Genomic DNA, 18232 nt, shown 5'->3' with positions numbered 1-18232 from the left:
AGCTGGACCTCTCCGCGGAGTGTGCGCATGGACACCGGAAGTACCGCTTGGATGCTCGCGAGCACGGCACTGGTCTGTCTGATGGTGCCCGGCCTCGCCCTCTTCTACGGCGGCATGGTCGCCGCCAAGAGCGTCCTCAACATGATCATGATGACCTTTGGAGCCGTGGCCCTCGTCGGCTGCATCTGGGTCGTCTACGGCTACTCGGCCTCCTTCGGCGACTCGATCGGCGGCGCCGGGATCCTCGGGGACGTCACCGAGTACTTCGGCCTCGGCGGCGTCATGAAGGACGACCCGAAGGCCGTCATCCCGCTCTCCGTCTTCGTCGCCTTCCAGGCCCTGTTCGCGGCCCTGACCGCCGCCCTTATCTGCGGCGCCATTTCGGACCGCATCAAGTTCGGCGCCTGGATGGCCTTCACCGGCATCTGGGTCACCCTCGTCTATCTGCCAGTCGCGCACTGGGTGTTCGCATTCGACGGCGAGAACGTCACCGGCGGCTGGATCGTCAACAAGCTCGGCGCCATCGACTTCGCCGGCGGCACGGCCGTCCACATCAACTCCGGCGCCGCCGCCCTCGCCGTGATCCTCGTCCTCGGCAAACGCATCGGCTGGGGCAAGGACGGCGGCCAGGAACGGCCCCACAACCTCCCCCTGGTGATGCTCGGCGCGGGCCTGCTCTGGTTCGGCTGGTTCGGCTTCAACGGCGGCTCCGCGCTGACGTCCTCGAACGCCGCGTCGGTCGTGGTGCTGAACACCTTCACCGCCACCTGCTCCGCGATGCTCGGCTGGCTCCTCGTCGAGAAGCTCCGCGACGGCCACCCCACCAGCCTCGGCGCCGCGTCCGGCGCGATCGCCGGACTCGTCGCCATCACCCCCTCCTGCGGCGCTGTCTCCCCGGTCGGCGCACTCGTCCTCGGCGCCATCGGCGGCGGGGTGTGCGCCCTCGCCGTCGGCCTGAAGTACAAGTTCGGCTACGACGACTCCCTCGACGTCGTCGGCATCCACCTCGTCGGAGGCATCACCGGCACCCTCCTGGTCGGCGTCCTCGCCACCTCGGACGCCCCCAACGGCGTCGACGGCCTCCTCTACGGCGGCGGCCTCTCCCTCCTCGGCAAGCAGGCCGTCGGCGCCTTCGCCGTACTCGCCTACTCCTTCGCCATCACCTGGCTCATCGCCAAGGCGCTCGACAAGACGATGGGCCTGCGGGTCCACCCCGAGGCGGAGCGCGAGGGCGTCGACGTCCACCTGCACGCGGAGAGCGCCTACGACCTCATGCACCCGCCGGCCACCACCCCGGCTCCGGAGCCTGCCGCGGCCGGGTGAGGCAGGCGCGGCCTCCGCCGAGTACTGGGACCAGGCGACCGCATGATCCGTACCGTGCCCGGGGTCGTGGTAGCTGCCTGCCACGCCCTGGGCCAGGGTGTAAAGACGACGAGGTGGGGGGGCGTTCACGGCCCGCCACCGCTGCTGGGCGGACTCGACGAGCTTGAAGAGTACCGGGCGGGATGGGGGCACCGGGCTGGAGAGTCGGTTCCCGTCGCGCCAGAAAACGTCCGCCTTCGGTCCGTACGGTGTTGCCCTCGTTCGGTACTTGCCGACGGTCCCGAACGCTGTCCCGATGACAGCGCTCGCGCCGATCGCACTCGGCGTCGTCAGGCGTCGACCACGAGATCCTCCCGCGGCTTGGCGCAGCACAGCAGGATCTTGTTCTGGGCGATCTCGCGAGGCCGGATGCCGCCGTTGTGCCGCATGTCGACGGACCCGGAGAGCAGGGTCGTCTTGCAGGTACCGCACATTCCCTGGGCGCAGGACGCCGGGAGGCTCAGGCCCGCCCGGGAGGCCGCCGCGAGGAGGGAGGTGTCCGCGTCGCAGGTGAGGGTGCGCCGGCTGCGGGTGAACTCGACGGTGTACGACGGGTTTTCGGCGGTGTCGGTCGGGTCGGCCGGGGGTTCGTCGGCCTGGGGCGGTTCGAAGGTGAAAGTTTCCTCGTGGTGGCGGTCCATGGGGAACCCGGCCGCCGAGAGCAGGTCGCGCACCGCCGCCATGTAGCAGGCCGGGCCGCAGGTGAAGATCTTCCGCTGGCGGAAGTCGGGGGCGATCTGCCGGAGCATGTCGAGGGTCAGCCGGCCGCGGTGGCCGCCCCAGTGTTCGGTGGGGCCGTCCTGTTCGCAGACGTGCGCCACCCGGATGGTGGGCGCGGTGGCGGCGATCAGGTCGAGTTCGCGGCGGAAGAGGATGTCGTCGGGGGTGCGGGCGCTGTGCACGAACACCACGTCGGCCGGGTGTGCGAGGTCGTACAGGGTCCTGGTCATGGCCATCATCGGCGTCGCGCCGCTGCCGCCGGACAGGAAGAGGTACTTCGGCGAGGGGTGCCGGGTGAAGGAGAAGTCCCCGAGCGGGCCCCGCGCCAGTACCGTGCCCCCAGGACGCAGGTGGTCGTGGAGCCAGTTGGAGACCAGCCCGTCCGGCACCCGCTTCACGGTGACGGTGAGGGAGTGGGGGCGGGTGGGCGGTGAGGAGATGGTGTAGCAGCGCTCGACGGATCGGCCGTCGATGTCGACGCCGAGGGTGAGGAACTGCCCGGGGTCGTGGCGGAAGAGCCGGGGTTGCGGGGGCTGGAGGACGAAGGTCCTGACGTCGGGGGTGAGGACGTGGACCTGCTTGCAGACCAGGAGCCCGCCGGTGTCCTCGTCGTTCCAGGGGAGGGCGTCGGTCCAGGCCGGGAGGGTGTCGGTCATCGTGCGAGGTGTGCCTTCAGCCGGGTCACGTACCAGTTGACGAACGCCTCGACCTGGTACTCGGTGGGGTTGTAGGGCCCTGGGAGATAGGCGGGGCTGGAGATGCCCTGCTGGGCTCGGGCGACCAGGACCGCGTCCTGGTCGTTGGTGGCCGTCCATACCCGGGTCAGGGCGTCGAGGTCGTAGTCGACGCTCTCGACCGCGTCGGCGTGCACCAGCCAGGTTGTGCGGACCAGGGTGCGGTCCGGGGCGAGCGGGATCACCGAGAAGGTGATGGCGTGGTCGGAGAGGAAGTGGAACCAGGCATTGGGCTGCATGTGCAGGGACAGGCGGCCCAGGCGGGGCGTGGTGAAGTCGGCCAGGAGTTTCTTGCAGGCCGCCGTGCCGTCCTCGGTGAAGGACTCGCCCGCGCCGTCCAGCGGTTCGCGCTGGATGCGGAAACCCGTGGCGCGGGTGTCCAGTTCCTCGATTGCGGCATACGGCAGGCCCAGCGACTCGTACGTCGTCCGGGACTCGGCGTCGGCCTGGAGGTAGCGGTCGTACGCCGGGCGCAGTACCGGCGGCACGTCCTCCTCCGCGTAGCCGTAGACGGGGAAGAGGGAGCACTGGAGTTCCGGGTGGCCGCCGCAGTGGTAGCACTCCCGGTTGTTCTCCATGGTGAGCTTCCAGTTCCCGTTCTCCACCAGGTCGATCTGCGTGGCCACCTTGGCCCGGCCCAGGCCGTGCGGCGCGATGTACGGCTCGATGCGGGCGGCCACCTCGTCGAAGTCGGCGGGCGGTTGATCGGCGAGGCAGATGAACACCAGGCCGGCAACGGTACGGGTGTGCACGGCGCGCAGCCCGAAGCAGGACCGGTCGAAGTCGGGCGGCAGCGACTCCGCGTGCAGCAGACGGCCGTCCACGCCGTAGGTCCAACGGTGGTAGCCGCAGACGATGTTGCCGACTGAGCCGCGCCGTTCGTTGAGGATGCGGGCGCCGCGGTGACGGCAGACGTTGTGGAAGGCCCGTACCTCTTCGTCGTCGTCGCGGAGCAGGATCACCGAGTACGGGCCGAGAGCCACGGTCACGTAGTCGCCGGGTTCAGGGAGTTCGGCCTCGGCGGCCACGAACAGCCAACTCCGGGCGAAAACCGCCTCGATGTCAAGGTCGAAGAAGTCCTGGCTGGTGTAGAAGGGGGCTTCGAGGCTCAGGCCGGGGGCGCGGCGCGCCACCAGGGCGGCCGGGTCCGACACCGAGGTCACGGGGGCGAATGTCGTCAACGTCGTTTCTCCAGACGGTTGGTGACGGTCAGACCGGCAGGCACAGGCGCAGCGCGTCGTAGACGGCGGCGTGGATGTTGCGGCTCGCGACCGCGTCGCCGATGCGGAACAGCTGGTAGCGGCCGGTATCGTCGCGGACCACCGTCTGCGGCCGGTGGGCGAGCAGGGCGCGGTGGTCCACCTCGCCCAAGTTGCTCGATCCGGACAGGAGTTCGCGGTACAGCTCGTCCGCCGGGAGGGTTCCGTGTTCCACGATCACGTGGTCGACGGTGAGTTCGGTGTCGGCGTCGGTGTAGTCGCTGCTCAGGGTCGCGGTCAGGCGGCCGTCCGGGGCGCGGTGCACGGCGCGCAGGCGGCGGGCGAGGGTGGTGGTGACGTCGTGTTCCGCGAAGACCCGGAGGTAGGCGGGGGAGTTCATGCTGCCGACGTCGGGGGCGAGAGTGCGTTCCGGTGTCACGTAGTGCAGGCGGGCGCCGGCGGCGGCGAGCACCTCGACGCCGTCGAGGGCGGGATAGCCGCCATGGTCGTCGTAGACCAGCACCTCGCCCTTCGGGCGCAGTGAGCCGGTCAGTACGTCCCAGGTGTCGGCGACCAGGTCCTCGCCCACGTCCAGGAAGGTGCTGTTGGGCATGCCGCCGGTGGCGACGACGACCAGGTCGGGGTGTTCGGCGAGTACGTCGGCGGCCTCGGCGTACGTGCCCAGACGCAGGTCGACGCCGTGGTGCTTGCACTCGGCGACCCGCCAGTCGACGATGCCGAGCAGGTCGCGGCGGCGGGGGTTGGAGGCGGCGAGCCGGATCTGGCCGCCGGGCAGGTCCCCCGCCTCGAACAGCACCACGTCATGGCCGCGTTCGCCCAGGACGCGGGCGGCCTCCAGCCCTGCCGGACCGGCGCCGACGACAACTGCCTTCCTGCGGGGGCCGGTTGTGGCCGGGATGGTGTGGGGCAGGTGGAGCTCCCGCCCGGTCGACGGGTTGTGGACGCATTTCGTGTCGCCCGAGTCGTAGATCGCGTCGAGGCAGTAACTCGCGCCCACGCACGGGCGGATACGGTCCTCCTGGCCCGCGGCGACCTTGGCGACCAGATGCGGGTCGGCGATCTGGGCGCGGGTCATGCCGACCAGGTCGAGCAGTCCCTCGCGCAGGGCATACCGCGCGGTGGCGGGATCCGCGATCCGGGCCGCGTGCATCACCGGCACCCGCAGCCGGCGCCGGACCTCGCCGGTGAACTCCAGGAACGGTCCCAAGGGAGTGCCGATCGGCGGGATGGCCCGTACCAGCGAGGCGTCGCTCTCGATGGAGCCGCGGATGGTGCTGACGAAGTCGATGCCGTCCTCGGTGAAACGCTCCGCCGCCACCAGCGCGTCGTCGAAGGTCAGCCCGCCGGGCCGGACCTCGTCCAGCATCAGCCGGATCCCGACCACGAAGTTTGGGCCGACCGCCTCCCGCACCGCCCGGACCACCCGGCGCGGGAACGCCATGCGGCGCTCCAGGCTGCCGCCGAACTCGTCGTCGCGGTGGTTGGTGGTGGGGGAGAGGAAGCTGTCGAGGAAGCGGCCGTACGCCTCCAACTCGATGCCGTCCAGGCCGCCTTCGCGGCAGCGCAGCGCTGCCGAGACGTAGTCGGCGGTGATCCGGTCGAGGTCCCACGGCTCGGCGGCCTTGGGGAACGCCCGGTGCGCGGGCTCGCGCAGCGGTGACGCGGAGAGCACCGGCAGCCAGTCGCCCGTGTAGTTGCTGGTACGGCGGCCGAGATGGGTGACCTGGCACATCACCGCGGCGCCGGCCTCGTGCACCTCGTCGGTGAGCCGGCGCAGCCACGGCACGATGTCGTCCCGGTACAGCAGCAGGTTGCCGAAGGCGGGCGGGCTGTCCGGCGAGACCACGGCGGAGCCACCGATCATGGTCAGGCCGACACCGCCGCGCGCCTTCTCGACGTGGTAGGCGCGGTAGCGGTCCTTGGGCAGACCGTCCTCGCCGAAGGCGGGTTCGTGGGAGGTGGAGACGACCCTGTTGCGCAGGGTGAGGTGTTTGAGGCGAAAGGGCTGGAGCAGGGGATCGAGGCTCTGGGAAGGCACAACCACTCCTCGGGAAGTGGGAGACCGGCCGCTGCGTGAGGGCGTCGACGGCGCCACGCAACGAGCGCGTTTGTCTCGTATCGCGAAACAGACTCGCGATGCGAGACAAATGGTGGAGGCGGTCAGCCGTAGCCGTCAAGAGGCGGCAGCGGTGGGGAAGAGCCTCGTCAGACCTGCGGGCGACGTCCCTGGCGTACGGAAATCCGCTCGCCCGCCTGCCTGACCTGCTCCGCGAGAGCCGGCACGGTCTCGTCGCCGGCGCCGAGGTCAAGGCGGAAGGTCGGCCCGGAAACGGTGACGGCGGCGACGATCCGGCCGTCCAGGTCGTGGATCGGCGCGGCGATGGCGGCCAGCCCGATCTCGTGCTCCTGTGAGGTGGTGGCGTACCCGCGTTCCCGGACCGTGCGCAGCTCGGCCTTCAGCAGGGCCGGTTCGGTGATCGTGTGCGGGGTGTACCGCGCGAGCCCGCGCCCCAGCACCTCGTCGGCTTGCTCCTCGGGCATGTGGGCGAGGAAGAGCTTGCCGGCGGCGGTGGCGTGCAGGGGGCTGCGCTTGCCGACCCAGTCGATGCTGGAGATGGTCGCGCCGCCCATCTCCTGGTCGATGGTGATCACTTCGAGCCCGTCGTGGATCGCGAGGTTCACCGTCTCGCCCACGGCGGCGGCCAGCTCCCGGCAGACCGGGCGGCTCAGCAGGGACAGATCGCTCTGCCGCCCGGCACCGGCGGCCAGCTCGACCATGCCGAAGCCGAGGCGGTAGCGCCCGCGCTCGGCGTCCTGCTCGACCAGACCGCGCGACTCCAGGGTGGCGAGCAGCCGGAAGACCGTCGCCTTGTGCAGGCCCAGCGCTTCGGCGAGTTCGGTGACTCCGGACGGCCCGCGCCGGGACAGCGACTGAAGGATCGAGACGGCGCGGTCCACGGACTGCACCGAGGTGTCACGGGGCCTTCCGGCGCTGGTCATGGCGGAAAGGATAGTCAGCCGGGCGGCCGCCCGGCGCTCCCCGTGGCCCCGCCCCGCCGGTTACGGGTCCGTTTCCGCGGTTAATTCTCCGCGCCCGAGGGTTGGCGGGAAACCGTCCACTGGCTATCGTTCACGCACTCCACTCAATCGTTCCGCTGAACGAATAACGAGAAGGACGGTCGGCCCATGCCCGACACCCACCACCCAGGACGGCGGTCGTTCCTCACCGCCGGCGCGGCTGGCGCCGCCGGCCTCGGCGCGTCCTGGCTGCTGTCCGGATGCTCGGGCGCGGACGCCGGCACGGTGCTGCCGGCCGCGGCGCCGGCGGGCACCCCGGACCACGGCGGCACCCTCCGCATCGCCCGGCCGCCCGCCTCCGACGCCGAGACCCTCGACCCGGCCAGCTCCCTGTCGGCGTACGAATACCTCGGCGCCCTCTACAACCGCCTCGTCCGCGTCCGCAGCGACGGCGCCCTCGCCCCCGACCTCGCCGAGTCCTGGGAGACCGACGCCAAGGCCACCACCTGGACCTTCCGGCTCCGCAAGGGCGTCACCTTCCACGACGGCCGGCCCTTCACCTCCGCCGACGCCGCCTACACCCTGCGCCACATCATCGACAAGGCGACCGCCTCCCCGCAGGCCGCCGTCCTCGCCCCGCTCATCGACGCGAAGACCCTGCGCACCCCCGACGCGCACACCCTCGTCGTCCCGCTGAAGTCCCCGAACGCCGAGTTCCCGAGCCTGCTCACGCACTACAACTGCTACGTCGTCCCGGACGGCAGCGCGAAGTCCATCGGCCGCACCGGCATCGGCACCGGCCCCTTCAAACTGGAGTCCTTCGCGCCCGCGGGCCCCGGCCGCGTCACCGCCTACGCCGACCACTGGGCCGGACGCCCCGTCCTCGACGCGATCTCCTTCTACTCCGTCGCCGACATGTCCGCCCGCGCCAACGCCCTCCTCGCGGGTCAGGTCGACCTGCTCTCCCAGACCAACCTCGACTTCGCCACGGCCCGCGTGGTCGCCGCCTCCGACCGCGCGACCGTCGCCCGCGTGAAGAACGCCCAGTGGTACGTCCTGCCGATGCTCACCACCGACAAACCCTTCACCGACGTACGCGTACGCCAGGCGATGAAGCTCGCCTACGACCCCGAGCACGTCGTGAAGGTCGCCCTGCAGGGCGCCGGCACCGCCGGCTGGGACAACCCGGTCCCGCCGGACGACCCGCTGCACATTGCCACGCACCCCGAGCACGACCCGGAGCAGGCTCGGGCACTGCTGAAACAGGCCGGGCAGGAGGGGCTGGCCGTCGACCTCTACACCTCCGCCTACGACCCCCTGCTCACGCCCATGGCCCTCGCCTACCAGGAGTCCGCCAAGCGGGCCGGCATCCGCATCCGCGTCAAGACCGCCGCCGCGGACTCGTACTACACGCAGATCTGGATGAAGAAGCCGCTGATGGCGACCTACTGGTACACGGGCCGGCCCGTCGACCAGCTCTTCACACAGATCTTCCGCAGCGGCTCCTCCTACAACGAGACCGCCTGGTCCGACAAGACCTTCGACACGCTCCTGGACCGCGCCCGCGCCGAGACCGACGACGCGTCGCGCCGCGAACTCTACAGCCAGGCCCAGACGATGGTCATCGAGAAAGGCGGGGCGATGACCCCGATGTTCGCCGACCGGCTGGTGGGCATCTCCCGCAAGGTGCGCGGATACGCCGAACACGGCTTCGAGTTCGACTACCTCGGCATCGGCCTGAAGGGAGCCTGAACATGCTCGTGTTCGTCGCCCGCCGACTGGCAGCCGCCCTCGGCACACTGCTCCTCTCCTCCGTCCTGGTCTTCCTCGCCCTGCAGGCCCTGCCCGGCGACGTCGCCACCCAGATCCTCGGCAAGGACGCCACCCCCGAAGCCGTCGCCGCCCTGCGGGGGCAGCTCGGACTCGACCAGCCCGCCTGGGAACGCTACTTCGACTGGATCAAGGGCGCCGTGCACGGCGACTTCGGTACGTCACTGGTCTCCGCCAAGCCCGTGGGCAGCGAAGTCGCCCAGTACCTGGGCAACTCGGCCCTCATCGCCGTCGTCACCATCGTCTTCGCGGTCACCGGATCCCTCGTGCTGGGCATCCTCGCCGGCCTGTACCGCGACCGCTGGGCCGACCACGTGATCTCAACCGCCGGCCTGGTCGGCATGAGCGTCCCGGAGTTCGTGGTCGCCACCGTCCTGGTGCTGTGCTTCTCGGTCGCGCTGCCGTGGTTCCCGGCGGTCGTCCTGTACGGCCCCGACGCGAGCGTCGGCCAACTCCTGCCCGCCGTATGGCTTCCCGCGCTCGCCCTCGCCATCGTGATGGCCGCCTACATCATCCGCATGGCCCGCACGTCGGTCATCGACGTCATGGCCAGCGAGTACGTCACCACGGCCCGGCTCAAGGGCCTGTCCACCTGGCGGGTCGTCACCCGGCACGCCCTGCCGAGCGCGCTGCTGCCCACCCTGCACGTCATCGCCCTGAACGTGGCCTGGCTGGTGGGCGGTGTCGCCGTCGTCGAGAACGTCTTCAACTACCCGGGCATCGGCAAGCTGATGCTCAGCTCCGTACAGAACCGGGACCTGCCCGTCGTGCAGGCCGTCGCCCTGATCAGCGCGGTCGTGTACGTCGTCTGCAACCTCGCCGCCGACCTCGGCGCCATGGCCCTCAACCCCAAGCTCCGTACGCGCGGGAGGACTTGATGACCACCCTCGACACGCTGCCGGTGACCGCGGCGTCGACGCCGGGACGCGCGGCCCGCACCTGGCGCACCCTGCGCTCGTCCCGAACGGCCCTCGTCGGCCTTGCGATCGTGGCCGTGCACACCCTGGTCGCCCTCCTCGCCCCCCTGCTGATCTCATACGACCCCACCGCCAACGACCCCGCCCAGGCCCTCCTCGGCCCGAGCTGGTCGCACTGGGCTGGCACCGACATGTACGGCCGGGACGTCCTCACCCGCGTGCTGTACGGCGGCCGTTACGCGCTCGGCGTCTCCGTCGTCGCCACCGTCATCGCCGTCGCCCTCGGCACCGTCATCGGCTGTGCGGCGGCGCTGCGCGGTGGCTGGTTCGACGACGTGCTCGGTCGCGTCCTAGACGCGGTGCTGTCGGTGCCGGCCATCCTCGCGCTGCTCGTCGTCGTGACCGCGCTCGGCACCGGCCCGGCGGTCATCGTGATCGCCGTGGCCGTCGTCTTCGTACCCCAGGTCGTACGGGTGGTGCGCGGAGCGGCGCTGGCCGTCGTACCCGCCGACTACGTGACCGCGGCCCGCGCCCGCGGCGAGCGCACCTGGTCGATCCTGTGGCGGGAGGTCCTGCCCAACATCGCCGACGTGGTGTACGTGGAGTTCGCCATGCGGGCCTCCTGGGTCGTGCTGCTGATCTCCTCGCTGTCCTTCCTCGGCTTCGGCGCAGACCCGCCGACCCCCGACTGGGGGCTCATGGTCGCCGAGAACCGCACCGCCATCACCGTCGTCCCCGTGGCGAGCCTCGCGCCGATCATCGCCCTGGCCACGCTCGTGGTCGGGCTCAACCTCGCGGCCGACGGCTTGTCCAAGGCATGGGGCGTGGACCGGATCAGGGAGGGCTCGTGAAGACCTCGACCGCTGTGGTTTGTGTCGACTCCCTCTATGTTTCCTACCGTTCGGGCGGGCGTGACGTGCCCGTCGTGCACGACGTCTCCTTCGAGGTCGCCGAGGGCCGCACCCTCGCCCTCGTCGGCGAGTCCGGCAGCGGCAAGTCGACCGTCGCTGCCACTCTGCTCGGCCATCTGCGACACGGCTCGCGCCTGGACGGCGGGAGCGTGCGGGTGGACGGCAAGGATGTGTTCGCCCTGCCTGAGAAGGAGTTGCGGCGGCTGCGCGGCGGGACGGTGGCGATGGTCGCCCAGAACGCCGGGCACTCCCTCACCCCGTCCATGCGCGTCGGACGGCAGATCGCCGAGGCCGGCGGCGAGGTCCCGGTCCTCGACCTCCTCGCACAGGTACGGCTGCCCCGCCCCGCCGACCTCGCGCGCCGCTACCCGCACGAACTCTCCGGCGGCCAGCAGCAGCGTGTCGCCATCGCCATGGCGCTCGCCGCCCGCCCCAGGGTCCTCGTCCTGGACGAGCCCACGACCGGCCTCGACGTCGTCACCCAGCGCGGCATCCTCGACCTCGTCACCGCCCTGCGCGACGAACTGGGCCTGGCCGCCGTGCTGGTGAGCCACGACCTCGGGGTGGTCGCGCGGATGGCCGACGAGGTGAGCGTGCTGCGCTCGGGCCGGGTCGTGGAGTCGGCACCCACCCGCACCCTCTTCACGGGAGCCCGACACATCTACACCAAGCGCCTGTTGGCGAGCGTGCCGCGCCTGACCGACGACGGGCTCGCCCTCGTCGGGGAGCACGGTGAGCGGGAGGTGCGGGCGAAGGCGGTGGTGGCCGCGGACGCTCCGGTCGCGGTGTCGGCGACGGACGTCACCATCGACTACGGCTCGGCGCGTGCCGTGCACGGCGTCTCCTTCGACGTCCGGTGCGGCGAGATCGTCGCCCTGGTCGGGGAGTCGGGCAGCGGCAAGTCCACGCTCGCCTGGTCCCTCGCCGGTCTGCGCGCCCCCTCGGGCGGCACGATGAGGCACGGCTCCGGCGACCTGGCCAAGCCCGCCCGCGGGCGCCCCACCGCGCTCAGGCGCCTGGTCCAGCTGGTGTTCCAGAACGCCGACACCTCCCTCAATCCGCGCCGCACGGTCGGCGACGCGATCCGCCGCCCGCTGCGCTTCTTCGGCACCGCCCCCGACCGGCGGCAGGCCGCCACCAAGGCCCTCGACCTCATCCGGGACGTACGCCTGGACCCGGCGTTCGCCGACCGGCTGCCCGCCCAGCTCTCCGGCGGGCAGCGCCAGCGCATCGGCATCGCGCGGGCGCTGGCGGGTGAGCCGGACGTGCTGATCGCCGACGAGATCACGACCGCGCTGGACGTCTCGGTCCAGGCCGAGGTGCTGCGCCTGCTCGACGACCTGCGGCGGGAACGGCAGTTGGCCTGCCTGTTCATCAGTCACGACCTGGCCGTCGTCCGGGGCATCGCCGACCGCGTGCTGGTCCTGCGCCAGGGCGTGGTGGTCGAGGAGGGCCCGACCGAGGCCGTCTTCGCCGACCCGGCCCACCCGTACACCCGGGAGCTGATGGCGGCGGCCCTCGAGCCCGACCCCGACGCGCAGCCGTTCGTCGAGGAAGCCCCCGAGTGGCTCGACGCGGCGGAGCCGGGCGAGCTGTGGATGGACCTCGGCGACGGTCACCGGGCCCGCCGCTGGCGCCCGGCCAATACCCTCCTCACCTCTGTCAGCGAAGGAGTTTCGTGAAGTACCGCGAGCGGTTTGAGCGCCAGGTCGTGCGCGAGGACGTCTGGATCCCCACCCGTGACGGCAGGGTCCACCTGCACGCCCGTATCTGGCGCCCGGCCGACGCGGAGGCCGACCCGGTGCCCGCGCTTGTCGAATACCTCCCGTACCGCAAGAGCGACTGGACCGCCCCGCGCGATGCCCAGCGCCACCCCTGGTACGCCGGCCACGGCTACGCCTCCGTCCGCGTCGACATCCGCGGCCACGGTGACAGTGAGGGCACGCCGGGCGACGAGTACGACGCGCAGGAGCTGGCGGACGGCGTCGACGTCGTCAACTGGCTCGCCCGGCAGCCCTGGTGCACCGGCAAGGTCGGCATGTTCGGCATCTCCTGGGGCGGCTTCAACTCCCTCCAGATCGCCGCCCTGGCCCCCGAACCCCTCAAGGCGATCGTCACCGTCTGCTCCACCGACGACCGCTACGACAACGACGTCCACTACATGGGCGGCGCAGTCCTCGGCATCGACATGCTCGCCTGGGCCGGCACCATGCTCGCCTTCGCCGCCCGCCCGCCGGACCCGGCGAACGTCGGCGCCGACCGCTGGCTGCCGATGTGGCGCGAGCGCCTCGAAGCCCTCGACCCGTTCCTGCACACGTGGCTCGCCCACCAGCAGCGCGACGAGTACTGGCGGCACGGGAGCGTGTGCGAGGACTACGGCGCGGTGCAGGCCGCGGTCTTGGCGGTGGGCGGCTGGAACGACCCGTACCGCGACACGGTGTTGCGGCTGGTGGAGCACCTGCCGCACGACCGCGTACGCGGCCTGATCGGACCCTGGTCCCACCAGTACCCCGACCGCGGCCTGCCGCCGGGCCCGGCGATCGGCTTCCTCCAGGAGACGCTGCGCTGGTGGGACCACTGGCTCAAGGGCCAGGACACGGGCGCGATGAGCGAACCGCTGCTGCGCGCCTGGGTCAACGACCCGGTCCCGCCCGCGACGTCGTACGAGGTGATGCCGGGCCGGTGGGTCGGCGACACGAAGTGGCCGTCGCCGCGGGTCACTTGGCAGCAGCGCCCACTGGGCATCGACGGCACCCCGCCCGTCCTCGTCCGCTCCCCGCACCACACCGGCATCGACGCGGGCCGCTTCTTCCCGTTCGGCAACGCGAGCGATCTGGCGCCCGACCAGCGGGAGGAGGACGGCCGTTCGGTCTGCCTGGACTCGGCGCCGCTGACCGAACGCGTCGAGATCCTGGGCCGCCCGCGCGTCCGGCTCCGCCTGGACAGCGCCACCCCGCGCGCCCATGTGATCGCCCGCGTGTGCGACGTGGCCCCGGACGGCTCGTCGACCCTCGTCACCCGGGGCGTACTCAACCTGCTCGCCCGGCACGGACGGGACAAGGCGGTGGAGTGGACGCCGGGCACGTGCGAGGACGTCGAGTTCGAGCTCAACGCGACCGGGTACGCCTTCCCGCCCGGCCACCGCATCAGGGTCGCCGTATCGGACACGTACTGGCCGTGGGTGTGGCCGCACGGAGAACGCGGCGAGCTGACCCTGCTGCCGGCGGACAGCGCCCTCATGCTGCCGGTCCGCGAGGCCGGCGACGAGCCGCCGATCCGCTTCGAGGAACCGGAACAGGCACCCCCGCTCCCGGTGACGTACGACGTCGCCTCCGAGCCGCGCCCGGAACGCCTGGTCACCCATGACGTGGCGGCGGGGGAGTGGACCCTGGAGGTCGACCCGCGCTACGGCGGCTCCCGCACCTACCCCGACGGCCTGCGATACGAGGAGAACGCCAGGGAGACGTACCGTATCCGCAGCGACGATACCCTCTCGGCCTCGGCCCTCTCCGAGTGGACGATCCGGCTGACCCGTGGCGAGGACGGGGACGAGTGGAACACCGAGGTCTTCGCACGGACGGAACTGCGGGCCACGGCCACGGAGTTCGTCATGGACAGTCACCTCGAAGCACGGGCGAACGGAGAGACAGTGGCCAAGCGCGTATGGCACCGCACCACCCCGAGGACGTCGGGATGAAGGCCGAGAAGAGCCCGCGCCGCGCCGTCCCCGCCGCCGACCGCACCCGGCAGCCCACCGAGGTGCGTCGCAGGCTCATCGTCGAGGCCGCGGTCCCGCTGATCGCAGAGCGAGGCTATGCCTCGGTCGGGGTCCGGGACGTCGCCGCCGCGGCCGGGGTGTCCGTCGGCACGGTCACCTACCACTTCGGCAGCGTGCAGGAGATCCTCTCCGAGGCGATGGTGCTGCAGATCGAGCGGTACTACAAGGGTCTGAGCGAGGCCGCGGACCAGGCCACCAGCGGGGCGGAGGGGCTGCGGCTGCTGGTCGACGCGCTGTTCACCGAGGACACCGACCGGCACTGGCGGATGTGGTTCGAGTACTGGAACGTCGGCGAGCACCACCCGGACCCGGCGTTCGCCCGCGGCCAGGACCGCCGCTACGAGAGCTGGCACCGGCAGATCCGAACCCTCGCCGAACGCGCCCTCGAGGGCGGCATCACCTCCGTGGACCTGGACGGCTTCACCGTCCGCTTCGCCGCCCTGGCCGACGGCCTGGCCCTGCAACGCCTGCGCCAGACACCGCCGTTGACGGTGGAGGACGCGCGGAGACATCTGCGTCACTTCATCGAAACGGAGTTGGGCCGGGGGCCGGGGTCCTGAGGCCGATCATGCGGGCAGGCTGCCCCGTCGTACGGGCGATGGTCTCGACGTCGCGGTCGCAGCGCAGGAGCGTGAGCCCCGCCTCCTCGTCGGCCGCGGCCACGAGGAGACGACCGGTCCCCGCCGCCGTGCTCCCCCTCCGGGCTGATCTGCTCCCGGACAACACGGGAGCGACGGTGGACGCCGTCCGGCACGGGGCACCAGGCGTAGTGGGCGCCAAGTGCCGCCTTCAGGCACCTACGGTCCTCGACCGAATAGGCCGAGCAGAGGACCGCCAGTCCGGTAATGCCGCAGATCGGAGGTGTCAATGAGGCAGTCGGCGGCCTCCGTAAGTGGGAAGGGGAATCCGATGTGTGAGTGTTCCGTCGCCTTGGCTGAACTGCGCGAACGCGGCTGCTTCTGTGGCGACCGTCCGACTCATCGAGCACCAGGGGCCAGTCAGGGGCCGGGAGGACAGGAACACATCAGCTCGGCCTACGGCTGGAGGGCGGCGTCGTGGGCGGGCTGTGCGAGCATCTGGACGTCGAATTCCAGGCGCTGGCCGGACATGAGGATCCGGAAGTGGTGCCCGATGACCCCGTGCGTCGGAGGCGATCCCGCCGACCTGTGGCGATGTTGCCGGAGCCCGTGCGTCGCCCGGCATGACAAGCTGTGCTTCCCACCGTCCGAACCCAGGAGGTCACCATGACCGCAGAGTCTGCATCCCAAGAAGGTTCGGAGCCGGCTGACCCCGAGACGTCCGCTCTGGTCCCCGACAGCGACGGCAACTACGACCTGAAACGCAAGTTCCGGGAGGCCCTTGCGCGCAAGCGTGGTGCGCAGACGGACTCCGCCGGCCTCGCTCAGAACGGAGATGCGCCGAAGGTCCGCAGGACGAACGGCCCGGCCGCGAGCCAGCGGTCCTTCCGACGCAAGAGCGGCGGCTGAGTCGATCGGTTCCGCGATCTGGCCGCCCTGAAACAAACACTCCGTGCGCCGCGGACTCGCGAGGGGAAATCCTTCGCGTGCCGACCTCGGCGCTTTCGCGGAGCTGAGCGCAGGGCGGCCGTCGCGGGCGCCGAGCGGCTGCGAAGGATGCCCGGGCCGTTCCGTGTACACAGATCGATCACGGCGCCAGGTACAGCCACGCCTCGACCGTCGGCGAACAGATGAAGTCCCCCGACGAGTCCAGCCGCAGCATCGGCGTGGTGAAGTCCCGTCGGCCGAGAACCGGGCGCCGACGATGCCATGCGGTCCTGCGCGGCCGCGGCGGGGCCCGGCGATCTTACGAATGACCGGTGTGGGCCCGAAAGGTGGCTCATTCAGTTGTGGGCTGGCAGAGGAGGCTTGTACCGCACCAGTTCTGCTGGTGGAGATGGTCGAGCATGGCCGTTTCTGCCGAACCCGGATTGCGCCGGAATCTGACGAGGACGGGCTCACCCGGGTTTGCGCGTGCAGATGGGCGGCCATGCGTTGCGCGGGGGGCATGACGGCTCACCGTCTGGGGGCTGCGGCTGGCTGCCTTGCCGGGGGATGTCTGTCCCGCCCTGATCCGGGGCCGAGGTCTCTTCGCAGTCGGGGCGGTGCAGACGGGCGGAGCTGATGCCAGTGCGGGGCGTGCTGAAGGCCGCGGTCGACGGCGTCGCTGTAGCGGCCTGCGATCTGTACGTATTGGGCGCGGTTGCGCGCGTCGGTGCCGCTGCGTAAACGGATGATGAGCGGGAACCGCTCCAGGGCCGGAAGGTCGTTTGAGCTCGTGGTGTAGACGAGCTGGATGCCATGAGCCTGCGCGACCCGGCGCTGCAGGCTGATGAAGGGCGCATAGTTCGACTTGCCGAACGGGTTGTCCAGTACAGGGTGCCCACCCCTCAGGACCCTGTGCGGCCCTGCTTAGCGGCCCGCAGCCGGGTCAGCGTGCAGTACAGCAACACCGAGACGGTGAGCAGCTCTCCGCCGCTGAACTTCTTGATCTCGGGGACGGAGTCGTGCTGGATGGTGTCGAGGGACTGCGTCGGCTTGATGATCTTCGAGACGACCTTGCCGCGTTCGCCCAGAGCGGCCAGGACTAATCCCTTCACCAGGCTCATCGCGGTGGGCAGCGCGCTGCCGTGGCGGTGGGGGTTGTGACGCCGCCGCGTGGATCACCTGGTCGAACTGGGCTGACACCCGCCGGGCGAGTACCTCGTCGTCGGGGATGCGCCGGACCTGCAAAGTCAGAAACGGCTGGCCCGATCAGCTTCCCCGGCCCAGCAGCAGCCGGGAGTGCTGGGCCACCTCCTTCAGATCGTCCAGGGTCGGCTTGACCAGCTCGACGCAGGCCTGCACCACCATCAGATGGTCCTCGGCGACTCCGGACAGTTCCGGCAGGACAGTTCGTTTATGCCGGTGACATCCTGGGCCTGAGCTGCACCCTTGCTGACCTGGAAAGTTGCGTTGCGGGATACGGCGGACTTCCCTCCAGTTCCCGGCAGTTCCCGGCCGAGTGCGCACTGAATGTGCGACGATCTTGTGGGGCGGGTGGCGCGCCTTGGCTGGCAGCGAGCGTTGGCCGGATGGGAAGTCCAGGGGGGCGAGTGCCGCCTGTGAGGGCCGGATGAAGCGTCGCGAAGAGGCGACGGAGCTCCTCCCGAGTCAACGCGCAATGGATCTCGAAGCATGGGCGCGACCTCTGTGCGCGCTGGTTGTCGCAGGGGTCGCCGCCTATGCGTCATACGTGCATCAGCGGGAGTTCGCCCGGCAAGGCGGAGCGGATCCTGTGAGTGCCTCGATGTGGCCGCTGTCCGTGGACGGCCTGCTGCTATTGGCCACGGTCGGCCGCCTGAAGCACTCGGAGTCGGTGACGCGTCGTGCACGCTGGGCTGTTCGGTCGGCCTTCCTGCAGGGGATTGCCGTCTCGCTGGCCGCGAACGTTGCCGCGGCGCCGACTTTGGAAAGGAAAACCGGTCCCTGTCGCAGGGTGGCCCCCGGTAGCTCTGTTGCTCTCGGTCGAACTGCTGGTGCACCGTCCGGCAGACGGAGCCAAGGACGGCGCAGCCCATCTGGAGCGGAGGCAGGAAGCAGATGAAGCGACTACTGCCGACAGGCCTGGTGATCTTCTGTTGGAGAAGGTTCGCACGCTTGACGCCCGCCACTGGGAAGAACATCCACGCCCCGCTTCGGCGGAAACGATCCGCAAGGAGCTATACATCGGCGCTGCCCGGTCA

At 70.7% G+C, this 18232-nt stretch carries 14 protein-coding genes and 1 pseudogene; 10 read left to right on the top strand and 5 right to left on the bottom strand.

The window, feature by feature from the left end:
• Positions 1–27: 27 nt before the first annotated feature.
• A complete protein-coding gene (locus ACFULQ_RS24840) occupies positions 28–1323 on the top strand; it encodes an ammonium transporter (protein WP_383547282.1) in 1296 nt (431 codons plus the stop codon).
• A gap of 329 nt (positions 1324–1652) precedes the next feature.
• On the opposite strand, the gene ACFULQ_RS24835 is transcribed toward ACFULQ_RS24840, so the two are convergent.
• From ACFULQ_RS24835 to ACFULQ_RS24820, 4 genes are all read right to left on the bottom strand, one after another.
• Positions 1653–2738 carry a 2Fe-2S iron-sulfur cluster-binding protein gene (locus ACFULQ_RS24835; protein WP_383547280.1) on the bottom strand — a complete coding sequence of 362 codons (1086 nt, stop codon included), beginning with the start codon at positions 2736–2738 and terminating at the stop codon, positions 1653–1655.
• Positions 2735–3979, bottom strand: a complete 1245-nt coding sequence (locus ACFULQ_RS24830; RefSeq protein ID WP_383547278.1) for an SRPBCC family protein — start codon at positions 3977–3979, stop codon at positions 2735–2737. The genes ACFULQ_RS24835 and ACFULQ_RS24830 overlap by 4 nt, the downstream gene beginning before the upstream one ends.
• Before the next feature lie 46 nt (positions 3980–4025).
• Positions 4026–6074, bottom strand: a complete 2049-nt coding sequence (locus tag ACFULQ_RS24825; protein WP_383547276.1) for an FAD-dependent oxidoreductase — start codon at positions 6072–6074, stop codon at positions 4026–4028.
• Between the two features lie 167 nt (positions 6075–6241).
• Positions 6242–7036, bottom strand: a complete 795-nt coding sequence (locus ACFULQ_RS24820; RefSeq protein WP_383547274.1) for an IclR family transcriptional regulator — start codon at positions 7034–7036, stop codon at positions 6242–6244.
• Positions 7037–7222: 186 nt separating this feature from the next.
• On the opposite strand from ACFULQ_RS24820, the gene ACFULQ_RS24815 reads away from it, so the two are divergent.
• The 7 genes from ACFULQ_RS24815 (at position 7223) to ACFULQ_RS24785 (ending at position 15977) form a co-directional block, all read left to right on the top strand.
• Complete coding sequence (locus ACFULQ_RS24815) at positions 7223–8806, top strand: ABC transporter substrate-binding protein (RefSeq protein WP_383547273.1); 1584 nt, start codon at positions 7223–7225, stop codon at positions 8804–8806.
• A gap of 2 nt (positions 8807–8808) precedes the next feature.
• Entirely contained in the window at positions 8809–9762 is a 954-nt protein-coding gene (locus tag ACFULQ_RS24810) for an ABC transporter permease (protein WP_383547271.1), read from the top strand.
• Positions 9762–10652 carry an ABC transporter permease gene (locus tag ACFULQ_RS24805; RefSeq protein ID WP_383547269.1) on the top strand — a complete coding sequence of 297 codons (891 nt, stop codon included), beginning with the start codon at positions 9762–9764 and terminating at the stop codon, positions 10650–10652. Before ACFULQ_RS24810 ends, ACFULQ_RS24805 begins: the two co-directional genes overlap by 1 nt.
• A complete protein-coding gene (locus ACFULQ_RS24800) occupies positions 10619–12394 on the top strand; it encodes a dipeptide ABC transporter ATP-binding protein (protein WP_383547267.1) in 1776 nt (591 codons plus the stop codon). The genes ACFULQ_RS24805 and ACFULQ_RS24800 overlap by 34 nt, the downstream gene beginning before the upstream one ends.
• On the top strand, positions 12391–14409 hold the full coding sequence (locus tag ACFULQ_RS24795; RefSeq protein ID WP_383547266.1) for a CocE/NonD family hydrolase: 2019 nt from the start codon (positions 12391–12393) through the stop codon (positions 14407–14409). The genes ACFULQ_RS24800 and ACFULQ_RS24795 overlap by 4 nt, the downstream gene beginning before the upstream one ends.
• A complete protein-coding gene (locus tag ACFULQ_RS24790) occupies positions 14406–15050 on the top strand; it encodes a TetR/AcrR family transcriptional regulator (RefSeq protein WP_383547264.1) in 645 nt (214 codons plus the stop codon). The genes ACFULQ_RS24795 and ACFULQ_RS24790 overlap by 4 nt, the downstream gene beginning before the upstream one ends.
• Before the next feature lie 684 nt (positions 15051–15734).
• A complete protein-coding gene (locus ACFULQ_RS24785) occupies positions 15735–15977 on the top strand; it encodes a DUF5302 domain-containing protein (protein WP_383547263.1) in 243 nt (80 codons plus the stop codon).
• Between the two features lie 920 nt (positions 15978–16897).
• Here the strand turns inward: ACFULQ_RS24785 and ACFULQ_RS24780 are convergent.
• Entirely contained in the window at positions 16898–17116 is a 219-nt protein-coding gene (locus ACFULQ_RS24780) for a hypothetical protein (RefSeq protein WP_383547261.1), read from the bottom strand.
• Positions 17117–17622: 506 nt separating this feature from the next.
• Here ACFULQ_RS24780 and ACFULQ_RS24775 point away from each other — a divergent pair.
• Together ACFULQ_RS24775 and ACFULQ_RS24770 are read left to right on the top strand one after the other, a co-directional pair.
• Complete coding sequence (locus tag ACFULQ_RS24775) at positions 17623–18093, top strand: DUF2637 domain-containing protein (RefSeq protein WP_383547260.1); 471 nt, start codon at positions 17623–17625, stop codon at positions 18091–18093.
• Positions 18005–18232: pseudogene (locus ACFULQ_RS24770) on the top strand (hypothetical protein); the annotation flags it as partial. The gene ACFULQ_RS24775 and the pseudogene ACFULQ_RS24770, both read left to right, overlap by 89 nt.

The organism is Streptomyces sp. NPDC057253, from assembly GCF_042669125.1.
GTDB lineage: Bacteria > Actinomycetota > Actinomycetes > Streptomycetales > Streptomycetaceae > Streptomyces.
This window is presented reverse-complemented; position numbering and strand designations above follow the sequence as displayed.

Excerpts from the sequence above, each read along its gene's own strand:
- ACFULQ_RS24835 (WP_383547280.1), bottom strand. The coding sequence starts at position 2,738 with ATGACCGACACCCTCCCGGCCTGGACCGACGCCCTCCCCTGGAACGAC.
- ACFULQ_RS24815 (WP_383547273.1), top strand. The coding sequence starts at position 7,223 with ATGCCCGACACCCACCACCCAGGACGGCGGTCGTTCCTCACCGCCGGC.
- ACFULQ_RS24805 (WP_383547269.1), top strand. The coding sequence starts at position 9,762 with ATGACCACCCTCGACACGCTGCCGGTGACCGCGGCGTCGACGCCGGGA.
- ACFULQ_RS24810 (WP_383547271.1), top strand. The coding sequence starts at position 8,809 with ATGCTCGTGTTCGTCGCCCGCCGACTGGCAGCCGCCCTCGGCACACTG.
- ACFULQ_RS24800 (WP_383547267.1), top strand. The coding sequence starts at position 10,619 with ATGGGGCGTGGACCGGATCAGGGAGGGCTCGTGAAGACCTCGACCGCT.
- ACFULQ_RS24775 (WP_383547260.1), top strand. The coding sequence starts at position 17,623 with ATGAAGCGTCGCGAAGAGGCGACGGAGCTCCTCCCGAGTCAACGCGCA.
- ACFULQ_RS24780 (WP_383547261.1), bottom strand. The coding sequence starts at position 17,116 with ATGAGCCTGGTGAAGGGATTAGTCCTGGCCGCTCTGGGCGAACGCGGC.
- ACFULQ_RS24820 (WP_383547274.1), bottom strand. The coding sequence starts at position 7,036 with ATGACCAGCGCCGGAAGGCCCCGTGACACCTCGGTGCAGTCCGTGGAC.
- ACFULQ_RS24785 (WP_383547263.1), top strand. The coding sequence starts at position 15,735 with ATGACCGCAGAGTCTGCATCCCAAGAAGGTTCGGAGCCGGCTGACCCC.
- ACFULQ_RS24840 (WP_383547282.1), top strand. The coding sequence starts at position 28 with ATGGACACCGGAAGTACCGCTTGGATGCTCGCGAGCACGGCACTGGTC.
- ACFULQ_RS24790 (WP_383547264.1), top strand. The coding sequence starts at position 14,406 with ATGAAGGCCGAGAAGAGCCCGCGCCGCGCCGTCCCCGCCGCCGACCGC.